The sequence below is a fragment of the Ochrobactrum sp. P6BSIII genome, assembly GCF_014138065.1.
Classification (GTDB): Bacteria; Pseudomonadota; Alphaproteobacteria; order Rhizobiales; family Rhizobiaceae; genus Brucella.
The window spans coordinates 52,603-65,228 of the sequence record NZ_JACGXB010000017.1; the positions used below are offsets into that span (position 1 = coordinate 52,603).

Below are 12,626 nucleotides of genomic sequence, written 5' to 3' on the forward strand. Positions count from 1 at the left end.
TCCGCAATGCATGGCTTGCTGGGCTACCGCAGATCAACACTTTTTAACGTTCTTCTTCACACGAGCTTCTGCTTATACTCGTGGACTAAAGTGTGGTGTACGGATTACCGCCTTTTTGCCGATAGACCGCAGAACAGTCTTCAACTTCGACAGTCCGGCTCGATAGAGAGTGTGGTTGACGAATGAAATTTCGAATACTTAAACTGGATACGATGAGCCGGCAACGAGATATTCACCAAGTGATATCCTTACGACGCTGTCGGTTCGTCACTTCAATTCAGCCCGTCACTGATGTTGTGGGACAAATCACGTCAGTCTCCATCACGGTCAATAAACCTTAGCTCCATAGGTTCAGTGGTTCATATTATTTATAGATAGAACCACCATCGCCCTTTGCCACTCCTTTCCATGGGCAGTTCGTCTCAAAATGATCGCTATGGCAGTGGCGTCATTTTCCCAGTTTTCCATGTTTGACAGCAAAACTTATTCACAGATAGTTGAATGATGCTTGAAATTACTTATCTCTTGGCGAACGAATTATCGAAAGGCTGACCTCGTGGAATTTCTTGCTGAGCATCTGGCGTTTCTATCCAGCCCTGGCGGCTGGGCTGCACTGATAACGCTGGTGACGATGGAAATCGTCCTCGGCATCGACAATCTGATATTCATTTCGATCCTTACGAACAAACTGCCCGCTCATTTGCAATCAAAAGCAAGGCGGATCGGTATAAGTGCCGCGCTTATACTGCGTCTGGCGCTTCTCTTCACGATCTCGATCATCGTGCAACTGAAAGAACCAATCTTTGAAGCGTTTGGGCACGGCTTTTCCTGGCGCGACATCATCCTCATTGCGGGTGGTCTTTTCCTTGTCTGGAAGGCGACAAAGGAAATCCATCACACGGTCGATCCGAATGACGGCAAGGAAAACATCGGTGGCAAAGTGGCCGAGTTAACGATGGGCGCTGCCATCGTGCAGATCCTCATTCTCGATCTGGTTTTCTCGGTGGACTCGATTATCACCGCTGTTGGCATGACAGACGAGATCGCCATCATGGTGATCGCCGTTCTGGCCGCCGTGACAGTGATGCTACTGGCCGCCGATCCGCTATCGCGCTTCATTGCCGCCAATCCCACCATCGTCATGCTGGCGCTGAGCTTCCTTCTGATGATTGGCATGACGCTCATCGCCGATGGCTTTGGCTTCCATGTGCCGAAGGGCTACATTTATGCAGCCATGGGTTTCTCGGCACTCGTCGAGGCGCTGAATATGCTGGCGCGACGAAAGCCGGAGAAAAAGTAACACAATTTCAACCCGAAGAGGGCCGTGCCAAACAACTCCGGCCCTCTGATGGTTAGATCGCAAAGACAGATTGCGCGTCAGTAATCAAGCGAGATTGAATGATAGAGAAACAAAGCCAACCGTCCAGACGAGGCAGGCCAAGGGACCCAATTCAAAAAGTCAGTGTATCGATAAGGCTCGAAGTCGACCTGGTCAACGAACTGATGTCCGATCCGAATTGGCGCGAACGTATCGCACAGATGATCAGACGTGAGTTTCAAACATCAGATTAGGAACGCGGGTGTTCGACAAACGAGATTGCCAGGAACAAAGAGGTAGTTGGCCAACCTGAATGGCTGTAAAGGGGCCGGTGAACGAACCCGCTTCGCGGGAAGACGCGGGCGACTGAGGTAGCAAGCACAGAGCGACCATTGCACTCTGCGTTGAGTGTCGCTCGGAGTGAGCAGAGAATGACTGGCTTCTTCAACCAGGAGCCTGACCATGCACAACCAACCGAATTCGCCCGCGATCAGCCCGCTTCGTCAACGCCTGATCGACGACATGAACCTGCGCCACTTCGGGCACGAGACCCAACGCAACTATCTGCGCGACATCGGACGACTTGCGAGCTTTCTCGGGAGCCCCCCCGATACCGCGTCCGTGGACGATTTGCGCCGCTTCCAGATATGGCAGCAAAGCGAGGGCGTCCCGGTGCCGACGATGAACAGTGTCGTGTCGGCGCTGGGGTTCTTCTTCAATACCACGATTGATCGCCCTGATCTTGCCCGCCGTCTCGTGCGGCTGGCGCACCCGCGCAAACTGCCGGTGGTTCTGAGCCGTGAGGAAGTGACGCGTCTTCTTGATGCCACAACCTGTCTCAAGCATCAGGCGGCACTGGCCGTTGCTTATGGTTCGGGACTGCGCGTATCGGAAGTGGCTTCGCTGAAAGTCGCCGACGTCGACAGCGAGCGCATGCTTCTGCGAGTGGAGCGCGGTAAAGGCGGGCATGGACGCAACGCCATGCTGTCAGAAGATCTGCTCACGCTTCTGCGCCAATGGTGGCAAGCCGGCTAACGGCAGGGCGTCATGCGGCGGGATGGCTGGCTCTTTCCAGGCATCAACACGCTGAGGCCCATCAGCACGCGCCAACTGCACCGCGTTGTAGTGGAAGCTGCAAGGAAGGCTGACATCGACAAGCGCGTGGGACTGCACACGCTGCGCCATTCGTTTGCCACCCATCTTCTGGAAGACGGCGTCGATATCCGCATCATCCAGGTACTGCTCGGTCACGCCAAGCTGAACAACATGGCCCTTTACACCAAGGTTGCGACACGCACTGTGCGCTCAGTGACGAGTCCGCTGGATCGACTTGGTTTGTTCAAAGCGGAAGGGTCTGCGCCCGACAGCTGAGCCATGAAGGCCTCGCTTGAGGTTGCCGATATCTTCCATGCTGCTGGTCCTGAATATCGGATCGCCCATGCCAGGCATCTGAGCCTCGCCCAGTTGAAGGTGATGTCGGCGATCGAGAACTGCCGCACCGCAGCGCTTGGCGGGCATGTCGAAGCTTGTGAAGACTGCGGCCAGTGGCGGATCGCCTATAACTCTTGCCGCAACCGGCACTGTCCGAAGTGCCAGGGCGCTGCTGCGCGGACATGGCTTGCGGAGCGCCACGCCGACCTTCTTCCTGTCGGCTACTTCCACGTCGTATTCACTCTGCCGACCGAGGTGTCCGACATCGCCTTCCAGAACAAGGCGGTCGTTTATGACCTGCTGTTCAAATCCGCGTCGGAGACGCTGCTGACGATTGCTGCCGATCCAAAACATCTCGGCGCGCGCATCGGCATCACCGCCGTGCTCCACACCTGGGGGTCGGCTATGACCCATCATCCGCATGTCCATATGATCGTGCCGGGCGGCGGCATCTCGCTTGACGGAAGCCGCTGGGTCTCGTCACGCCCAGCCTTCCTGCTTCCGGTGCGCGTTCTCGGCAAGCTGTTTCGCCGTTTGTTCCTCACAAGGCTCAACGCCCTGCGCGATGCAGGCCGTCTCGTCTTCTTCGGATCGATGGCGCATCTCACTGACCGGCGCGCTTTCCTGCATCATCTTAAGCCTGTTCTAGCCAAGCGCTGGGTGGTCTATGCAAAGGCCCCATTCGCGGGTCCGGAAGCCGTTCTCGCTTATCTCTCACGCTACACGCATCGGGTCGCGATCTCGAACCATCGCCTGATCGCCTTCGACAATGACAGTGTCACATTCCGCTACAAGGATTATCGCCGCGACGGGATTGATCGCCAGCAGGTCATGGCGCTGGCTACAGGCGAGTTCATTCGACGTTTCCTGCTCCACGTGCTGCCGCGCGGTTTCCATCGCATCCGCCACTATGGCTTGCTCGCCAGCGGCGCGCGCAAGATCAGCCTGGCGCTAGTGCGCGAACTGCTGAACGTTGTCACGCCAACGGCGGCGAATGATCAGTCGAAGGAGCCTGATGAATTCCGCCCGCCATGCTCTTGCTGTGGAGGGCGCATGATCGTCATCGAAGTGTTCGAGCGATGGCGGCAACCGCGCGGGCCGCCAAACACACCCACAACAAATCGGGAGAACTCGCCATGACCCGGCATGGCATAGCTCGACATTCAGCCGAAAGCGCTCGATCTTCGGCAACGCACCCGCATGTGCTGAGCACGATCATCACCGGCGGCATAGCGGCGCTCACCTACCATTATGTCGACGATCCCATGTGGACACACCGCAAAGCTGTCCGACTGCAGCAATGGGACCACCTCCCGGCTGCGGTCGCAACATTAATGACATCAGCCAAAAAGAGAAATCCCCATAACCGTTGATTGTGGCCCGCGGGTTCCTTCCCCGGGGACTTTCGTACGCCTAACGGCGCCCGAAACTCTTCACGATAGCCGACTATCCGCTGCTGGGACACCCAGCACCGAAAGCGGACGTCGGAGTTTTTGCCGCTAAGGACCGGGATGAGGCCCTTAGCGGACGGTCGGAACCTTGATTTCGTTCAATCTGGAAAGTCCCGAATTGACCATCAGATATTCATCTAGCCGGGGATCTTCCATATATCGAATTTGTTCGTCCAAAATGTCGTAATCCCTTCCAATTTCTTCTCGCAAAAGCGCTAGCAATCTGTCCACATTCGCATTGAAACGATCACAGAGGGTCTGAGACCACAGGCTTGGATCAAGCCGATACCTTGGGTTGAGATAACCAGAGTGTTCGAAATCCAGTTGATCCCGCAAAGTTTGAGCCGTTTCAGAAAGTTCTACGCGGGCAGGTTTTCGCACTCGACCATCAAGATCAAAGAATGCCGCATCGACAGGCCCCACGTCGAGCCCGTCAAGTGTGGCAGCATTACCTGCCCATAGACAGCCTCCTGCACCATAATCAAAGAAGAATCTGAGTACACCTTTCGCCATGACATGGTCATAGCAGCTTTGCGAACATCGAGAAATGGAAGCTTCCCTGACTGTCCGTGAGGAGGCCGAAGCGGTCGATCCGGTTTCGGTTGTCGCCCATGAGACTGCTGACGCCGCGCGCTATGGTCATTTGAGACCGCCTGCGACCCCATTGCGGACGTCAAACCAAGTGCGCGGTTTTTCCGTAAGCTGACACAACCATTGACCTTCGGTTTTTAACGTAATCTGAGCCAAACGGTGAGCAATCCTTCAGTCAATGAAAAGGAGTAAAATCTTCAAGTCTAGCGGTGTTTCATCATTCCAAACACACCTGCTCCAACCGCACCCAATCCATCGCCTCCAAGACATAGGGCGCAAACAGGAAGTCGCGGATTGTGGTGATCCTGTCATTTCGCCAATCGACCAACACAAAATGTGCCGGTGCCGCTGCAGCATTGCCTTCGAAAACCAGCATGGCCGGTCGGCCATCGATTGCGCCGAACGAGAAACCCCATTTGGCTTCTTCGGCATATCGCGTGAAATATACGCCGATCCTATCGCGCCCTTCCAGCTTAAGCCGGTTCACCAGGTCTAGTTTCACGTCTTTAGCGAGCATGGCACGAATGGCGTCGAAATCGCCGCTGCGAAACAGCTCGACGAATTCGGACATCCGTTGCCGCTGGGCATCCAGCATCAACGGCAGACGCGTGTCAGAGGGCATTTTTGCAAGGTTGCGCAAGGTCGAACGCCCCCTTTGCAGCGCCGACTTTGCAGAAGCGGGGGTACAATCTGCGATGCTCGCAATCTCCTCAATCGAGTGTCCAAGCACGTCCTTCAAAATCACGGCGCAACGTTGCATCTCGGGCAGTTGCAAAAAAGTGTGGAAGCTGATCGCGAGCACGTCCGCTTCGGGCATCGACGCGGATTCGGCGTCTTTAAGCAGCGGAACTACGACAGTTCGCGACCGACGGCGGAGAAGATCGATGCACGTATTGTGGGCGACCCGAAAAAGCCAGTTTTCGGGATTTTCCACGTAGGCGCCGCTAGCGCGCGCTCCGAGTGCCTTCACTATCACGTCCTGCAATACATCTTCACCGTCAACAGTCGATCCGATCATGCGCGCACAGTAACGATGGAGACGCGGCCTAAGCTCGACCAGTCGCGCCTCGAAGTCATTGTCGCTCATCCCAAACAGGTCATCGGTCAAGTTAAATCTCCTGAGATTCGAACGTGAGAATTTGTACACCCGTTTCATCGGGGGCGAATACCCGGCGATCCGCAGCACAGGCACGACCTTCTGGGCTTGCAAATGCCTCTTTCAACGAGGCTAAGTCTTGAAAATAGACAGTTCCAATCAGGAACACATCATCCGGGCCGGCAATAACCGAAATGGGCCGTTTGCTAACCTCGTAGCGTAGGACGCCTGGCATCTTCTTCGCCAACGGGATGTGCGTTTCGAAATAGTGCTTTTCGAATGCCCCTATATCGGCAGGGGTCTTGTAAAATGCAACGATCTTGGCCATGGCGGCTCTCCTCCTTATTGGACATACCAAAGACGAAGAAGCAGCCGGAATCGGATCGCGTATCTAAGTTTATTTCACGCGAGAACCCATATGCCGTTCCCGATTGCTAGACCGACGCATTTCCGGTCCGACTGACTAAAACCCGTCAGTCCGCTGTCCACGCCAAAACTGTCGATCAGGTTTCGGTTATCGCCAAGAGATTGCTGATACGGTCGGCGACGTCCATCTATGACAGTTTCCGACCCATCAATGCCGGTCAAGAGGTGGCGCTGCGGCCCCGGAAGTTGTCGAGTGCAATGACGGATCGGCACGCCGCTTGACGATCGACGTCAATTCGTCCGTATGTCGGGTTCCCCATTCACAAAGCTGGACGAGGGCTTGTGCGAGGCTGCTGCCGAAGCTGGTGAGCGAATACTCGACCTTGGGCGGGATCTCGCCAAAGTCGAGACGATCGATGATCCCGTCCGACTGCAACTCCTTGAGCTGCTGGATCAACACCTTGTCGCTGACCTTCCCGATCGCGCGGCGCAGTTCGCCGTAGCGCAATGCGCCGTGCATGAGGTGATAGAGGATCAGCGGTTTCCACTTGCCGCCCATCACAAACAGGACAGCATCCTGACCGCAGGTGAAGGGACTTGTCATTACACGCGCTCCATTAAATTTTGGCACTTACCAAATGGTGCATACTAGAATAACAGGCGGCGTGCCCCTAATTCAACCTCTCCACAATAAAGGAGAACGAGGTTGTCATGGGCAAACTAGAAGGAAAGATCGCTGTCATCACCGGCGCCAGTAGCGGCATCGGCCTCGCTGCTGCCAAGCGGTTCGTGGCCGAAGGCGCCCACGTCTATATCATGGGTCGTCGGCAGGAGGAGCTCGACAAAGCGGTCGCGGAGATCGGCTCCGACGTGACGGCCGTGCAGGGTGACGTGTCTCGGCTTGAGGATCTGGACCGCCTTTTTGGGACGGTGCGCGCCCAACACAGGCGCATTGACGTGCTGTTCGCCAACGCGGGCGTGGGCGAGCTGGAGCCGCTAGGGCAAATTACGGAAGCATCCTTCGATCGGACGTTCGGCGTGAACGTTAAGGGCGTTGTTTTCACAGTGCAAAAGGCCCTGCCGCTCATGGGCGACTGGACGTCCATAATACTTACCGGCTCGACCACCGGAACGATGGGAACGCCGGCCTTCAGCATCTACAGCGCAACGAAAGCGGCGATCCGCAATTTGGCGCGCAGCTGGGCGTTGGACCTAAAAGGCACGGGCGTTCGCGTGAACGTCCTGTCGCCTGGGGCCACAGCGACTCCGGGTCTGCACGGTGTTGCGGTGGCCGGCGGAGAAGACGCGATCTATGATCAGCTCATCGCCCAGACCCCTTTGGGACGGATCGCCGATCCCGACGACATCGCTGCAGTCGGTCTTTTCCTTGCATCGGACGATAGCGCCGTGATGACCGGAAGCGAGGTGTTCGCGGACGGCGGCATGGCTCAGGTCTGATCCGTTAGCAAAGCAGGTCGAAGCACGAAACGGCGGCTGTTTCGCGTAGCGAGCCGTTCGCTGCCGGTCTATTTTCCACCCATCAGGGTCGTTTGCAGCAAAAAGCGGAATGACCGCTTTGGAGTGCGTGTGAATTGTATAGTGATGTCTGCAAAAAGCGCGCAGTCGACAATTACCAAACAAGATCATACGATTATGCTTTTAGCATGATTGTGTGCACGGCCGCAGCTTGCACCGCATTTGGCGAATAGACGAGCGGACAATGGTTTCCGTCGCGCCAGTTGGCGTGAAGGTCCTGATAATGCAATGCGTTCGGAACGCCCGACTGCCCTGCATTGTTGACAAACAGGCTGTTATCCCAAGCCCCAACGTCGATCACCATGCGAACCGATGGCCCGGCCAGAACGGAAAAATCCCCCAGACGATAGTTAGCATAATTGAGCGTCGAACTGCTCCCGCCGAGACCGATAGGTGGCAAGGACCAGTTTTCTTCGGTGAGTGATTGCAAGGGGTGCTGCAAATGCAGCTTATGGATTTGTCCCCAGGACCAGTACTCAGAATCCGCACCCATCAAGACTTCGCATTCAGTCCAGGCGTCATTGAGGCTTTGGGAAATGCGTTCAACCATCTGCCCATCGGCTTCCGCTCCTTCCAGCCACGCCACTACGCTCGGTGCATCAAATGGCATAAGCAAGGGTACAATCTCCGGCGCCGCGCCCTTCATCCGGGCGGCAAGTGAGCCGAGATGTTGGCTGAACCAAACCTCAAAAAAGGCAGCGCTCGCAGACTGGGCCGCGAGATCGCCATCCCAGTCTCGGAGCAACTGCCAGCCCCGTGACTCAGCGACTGTTGGCATGGCAGACAAACAGGCGAGCACGCGTCCGGCAATTGGGGAAAAGGTCGAGCATTGCAAGCGCGCGCAATCCTCCAGTGAAATCGGCTCCGCCCTCGACAATTCGCGATGAAGCGTAATATGCCTGCTACTGTCGAGCCACTCATAGCCGATAGCCGGATTCGAACGTGACCAATCGTTAGGCACATTCATGGCATTGGCGGTCGCCACAAAACCGCGCGCCGGGTTGATCTCATGGGGTCCGGCTTGCGGCGGCAGATATCCGTCCCATTCATAACGCCCATCGCCTGGCACTGGGAGAAGCCCATCCCAGTTGCAACGAACGGGGGTCGCCCCGGACGGCTTCCACGCTATCGTGTTACCGGTATCGGCGTAGATATGATTGACGGATGGGCAGCCCCAGCCTGCCAATGCATCTGCATACGCCGCATAACTGGTCGCCCGCATGACGGAAAGGCTGGCCATATAGGGTGCCATGCCCGCCTCCATCCAGACTGTGCGTAATGCGAAGGCGCGATTATTTTCCGGGTCCTCATAAAGGAGCGGGCCATGGCGGGTAAACTTCAATGCTACCATCTGATCCGGGTAACCCTTCACCGAAATCGGTTCCTCCACAGTCTGGACACGCTCCCAGTCCGTTTCATAGGCATAAAGATCGGGATCGTCTTCCTTTGTACGGTAGACATAGATGTCTTCCTGATCCGCACCGAAAATGGTTAGCCCGAAAGCGGCAGTGCCGTTGTGGCCCATCGAAATGCCGGGCACCATCGGTTCGCCGGCGCCGATAACGTTCAGTCCCGGCATGCACAGGTGCACGACATAGCGTATCGACGGCAAAATATGCGTGCGATGCGGGTCGAGAGCCAGAATTGGACGACCTGTGCTGGTTTTCTCCGCTGATATCGCCCAGTTGTTGGACCCTTCTTCGAAAGCAGCCCTGACGATTTCACCAGACGGGGTAATCGTGGTCCAGAGGCTGGCCTCCTCAAGCGTGGCTGCAAGCCGGTCCCTAGAGAATGTCGCCGGACTGACGGCGAGATTGAAGTCGCGCAGAACCCGGTCCGTCATTATCGCCGGATCGAACCCGTCAACCGGTTGCGGGACGACACCATGCGACAATTCTTTCCGCAACTGATCGAGTTTCGCGCCAAGTTCGATCCCGGCGGCTGCCATCACTTTCGACCGCAGAAGTTCGGATGACGCATTGCGCGTGAGCGAGTGAGTCCGCACACGCACGACATCTTTCGGCTTCCAGCGATCCGGCCGATGACCAAGCAGCACAAATTCCGGCGGCAGCGCTATCGTGCCCAAGTCGCAGGCATCGACATAGGCGTTGATGCCACCGGCAAATGCGGTGCAGATTTCTTCCGAATCCGGTCCGTAGGCTTTCCATTCGGGAGCCATGTCGCCGCGATAAAGCAGCAGCCTTGCAGCCCTGTCCTGTTCAAGATAGCCGGGACCGAAATCGCGGGCCAGCAGACCAAGACCGCGCTTTCGCGCGATATCGATCTGCCAGAGTCGGTCACGTGCGGCGTTCCAGCCCTGTGCAAAGAAAAGATCGTGAAGGTTGCAGGCGCGAATATGAGCAACACCCCACCGATCCACCGTAATGGTGACGTCCTCTTTCAGACCCATGATCCGACGGGCATCAAGTTTCATCTCATCCGACTTTGCATCGAACATGGCCGCACCCGTCGCGCTTTATTCAAGTCCGAGGAACAGGCCCGCATGGAGCCGCGCCCGTTCAACAAGACTGTCCTCGAAGATATGCTCGCCCAAAGTGTGCAGGCCTTCGCCGCGCACACCGATGGAGTCGAGCGTTGGTATGCCGAGCGCGCCGGTGAAATTACCATCAGACCCACCGCCCGAACTTTGTGCGGTCATGGTAAAACCGATCTCCTTGGCAATGTCATTGGCGAAGTTGAAGAGCTTCATATCCTGCGGCTGCGCATTTTCCCAAACAGGACGTGTCACGCCGCGGGTCACGATGAATTCGACATCGTCTTTCATGCCCGCAAGCGCCATGATCCGAGCAACGCCGTCCTCAAGATCCTTTTGGGTCTTGGCCATGCTGAGCGCTTCGGCCGTGCAGTTCGAGGAGACGCAGTTGACCCATTGCCCCGCCTGAATAACGCCGACAGAGAAGGTGCAGTCATCCGTGGTGAGCGCTTCGATATCGATGATCTTTTCCGCCATGCGGCGGATGGCGGAACGGCCTTCCGCCAATAGCCAGCCAGCATGGCTAGGCCGTCCGACAGTCTCGAGATTATAGCGGGCAATCGCATAGCGGCCCACCACAGCACCACCATCGCGCCGCGCCGGTTCAGGCACCAGAACATATTTGTTCTTCAGCGCTTCCTGTTCAATCAGGTCGCGTGTCGAAGGCGTTCCGACTTCTTCATCGGGCGTCAGCAGGAAAGTGACGGGTAGCTTTGTCGTCAGTCCCGAGCGAAGGATCTGGCGCATGGCTTCAAGAGCGACGAAATTGCCACCCTTCATATCTTGAATGCCGGGACCATAAATCTTTCCGCCTTCGCGGCGGTAGGGATTCACATCAATGACGCCAAGCGGATGCACGGTATCGAGATGGCCGGACACCAGAACGCCGGGCTTGCCCTGATCCGCATGCGGAAAGCGTGCACGCAGGGAGCCGCCAAATCCCATGCGTCCGGGGATGAATTCAACGCTTGCACCGGCGGCGGCAAAATCATAAGCGGCAGCGTCGACCATGCGATTGACAGCCGACGCATCGAAGGTCGGGCTTTCCGTCTCGATCCATGGGCGCAGGCGCGCAATCATGTCGTCGAGATCAAATGGCAGTTCATGCGCGCTCATGCGGCTAACTCCTTAATCACTGGCAAGCGAGTTTCCACAATCCGGGCATAGATGGACGACCCGATGGGCAACGTTGCGGGATCGAGCGTAAAGGCGGGATTGTGAAGGGCTGCTTTGCCGCCATGCAGCACATTGATGTAAGCGCCAGGTACGCGGGCGAGCATATCGGCAAAATCCTCGCTGCCCATGAAAGCGGGGCAATCGTCGGTCACATTTTCTTCGCCCAGCACATCGCGTGCAGCCGCGACATAGGCGTCGGCCAGTTCATGATCATTACGCAGCACATCGAACACATTGCGAATATCGACATCAACCGTGATGCCGTAACCCGCAGCCACACCGGCGCAAATCTCGCGCAAGCGGCTTTCAGCAAGATCGCAGACGCGCTTTTCGAAATAGCGGATCGTCCCGGTGATCGTCGCGACTTCCGGCACGATGTTATAGGCGCTGCCGGTATGGAACTGCGTACAGGAAACGACACAGGCTTCGGTCGCCGGAATGTTGCGGGAAACAATGGTCTGCAACTGACCGACCAGATCGGCACCGATCACCAGTACATCGCGCGCATTATGCGGCTGGGCGGCATGGCTGCCTTTGCCGGTCAGCTTGATGTCGAAAAAGCTGGCACCGGCCATGGCCGCGCCCTTGCGGATGACGGCTTTGCCAAGCGTGCCCAGAGGCTGGTTGTGCATGCCATAGATTTCATCGCATGGGAAGCGCTCGAACAGGCCCTCCGCGATCATGCCGCGCGCACCGCCGAGCCCTTCTTCAGCGGGCTGGAAAACGAATACGACGCTGCCTTCAAAATTGCGCGTTGCAGCCAGATATTGGGCGGCGCCGAGCAACATCGTCGTGTGTCCGTCATGGCCGCAGGCATGCATGCGTCCGGGATTTTGCGAGCTATAAGGAACGCCGGAAATTTCGTCGATGGGCAGCGCATCCATATCCGCGCGAAGGCCGACCCGACGATTGCCGGCGTTGCGCCCATTCAGGATGCCGACGACGCCGGTCTTGGCAATGCCGGTATGAACTTCATCGAAGCCCCACTTTTCCAAAAGACCGGCAACGACACCCGAAGCGTGTTTCTCCTCAAAGCCAATCTCGGGATGGCGATGCAGATCCTCGAAAACCGCGCGCATCTCGCCGGCTTTCTCCTCGATAAACGGTATGATGGGCATGATTTCATTCCTGTTCAAAATCACTCGGAAAATAGGGGCTGCTCCCTGC

11 protein-coding genes and 1 pseudogene are annotated in these 12,626 nt (G+C 56.8%); 4 read left to right on the forward strand and 8 right to left on the reverse strand.

All coding sequences use genetic code 11. From position 1 onward, the window contains the following. Positions 1-556 precede the first annotated feature (556 nt). From FHW00_RS20355 to FHW00_RS20365, 3 genes and pseudogenes are all read left to right on the forward strand, one after another. Positions 557-1,300: a TerC family protein gene (locus FHW00_RS20355; protein ID WP_078340579.1), complete on the forward strand. Its 744-nt coding sequence runs from the start codon at positions 557-559 to the stop codon at positions 1,298-1,300. Positions 1,301-1,780: 480 nt separating this feature from the next. Further along, positions 1,781-2,689: pseudogene (locus FHW00_RS20360) on the forward strand (tyrosine-type recombinase/integrase). 3 nt (positions 2,690-2,692) lie between these two features. Further along, positions 2,693-3,889 (forward strand): IS91 family transposase, encoded by a 1,197-nt coding sequence (locus FHW00_RS20365; RefSeq protein WP_078340580.1) that lies wholly within the window; start codon positions 2,693-2,695, stop codon positions 3,887-3,889. A 380-nt stretch (positions 3,890-4,269) separates the two neighbouring features. On the opposite strand, the gene FHW00_RS20370 is transcribed toward FHW00_RS20365, so the two are convergent. From FHW00_RS20370 to FHW00_RS20385, 5 genes are all read right to left on the reverse strand, one after another. After that, positions 4,270-4,713, reverse strand: coding sequence for a hypothetical protein (locus FHW00_RS20370; RefSeq protein ID WP_078340581.1), 444 nt, complete (start codon positions 4,711-4,713; stop codon positions 4,270-4,272). A gap of 7 nt (positions 4,714-4,720) precedes the next feature. Next, positions 4,721-4,843, reverse strand: a complete 123-nt coding sequence (locus tag FHW00_RS24620; protein WP_445557992.1) for a hypothetical protein — start codon at positions 4,841-4,843, stop codon at positions 4,721-4,723. 165 nt (positions 4,844-5,008) lie between these two features. Beyond that, a complete protein-coding gene (locus tag FHW00_RS20375; RefSeq protein ID WP_176168368.1) occupies positions 5,009-5,899 on the reverse strand; it encodes a sigma-70 family RNA polymerase sigma factor in 891 nt (296 codons plus the stop codon). A 1-nt stretch (position 5,900) separates the two neighbouring features. Next, complete coding sequence (locus tag FHW00_RS20380; RefSeq protein ID WP_078340583.1) at positions 5,901-6,215, reverse strand: EthD family reductase; 315 nt, start codon at positions 6,213-6,215, stop codon at positions 5,901-5,903. A 246-nt stretch (positions 6,216-6,461) separates the two neighbouring features. Further along, a complete protein-coding gene (locus tag FHW00_RS20385; RefSeq protein WP_078340584.1) occupies positions 6,462-6,857 on the reverse strand; it encodes a winged helix-turn-helix transcriptional regulator in 396 nt (131 codons plus the stop codon). A 107-nt stretch (positions 6,858-6,964) separates the two neighbouring features. Here FHW00_RS20385 and FHW00_RS20390 point away from each other — a divergent pair, with 107 nt between their 5' ends. Then, complete coding sequence (locus FHW00_RS20390; protein ID WP_078340585.1) at positions 6,965-7,711, forward strand: SDR family NAD(P)-dependent oxidoreductase; 747 nt, start codon at positions 6,965-6,967, stop codon at positions 7,709-7,711. Between the two features lie 193 nt (positions 7,712-7,904). On the opposite strand, the gene FHW00_RS20395 is transcribed toward FHW00_RS20390, so the two are convergent. Genes FHW00_RS20395 through FHW00_RS20405 form a run of 3 tightly spaced genes read right to left on the reverse strand, consistent with a single transcriptional unit; the run spans position 7,905 to position 12,577 of the window. Then, a complete protein-coding gene (locus tag FHW00_RS20395; protein WP_078340586.1) occupies positions 7,905-10,247 on the reverse strand; it encodes a penicillin acylase family protein in 2,343 nt (780 codons plus the stop codon). 18 nt (positions 10,248-10,265) lie between these two features. Beyond that, the gene (locus FHW00_RS20400; protein WP_078340587.1) at positions 10,266-11,399 is read right to left on the reverse strand and encodes a M20/M25/M40 family metallo-hydrolase; all 1,134 of its coding nucleotides are present in this window, start codon (positions 11,397-11,399) and stop codon (positions 10,266-10,268) included. Beyond that, on the reverse strand, positions 11,396-12,577 hold the full coding sequence (locus tag FHW00_RS20405; protein WP_078340588.1) for a M20 aminoacylase family protein: 1,182 nt from the start codon (positions 12,575-12,577) through the stop codon (positions 11,396-11,398). Before FHW00_RS20405 ends, FHW00_RS20400 begins: the two co-directional genes overlap by 4 nt. Positions 12,578-12,626: the final 49 nt, after the last annotated feature.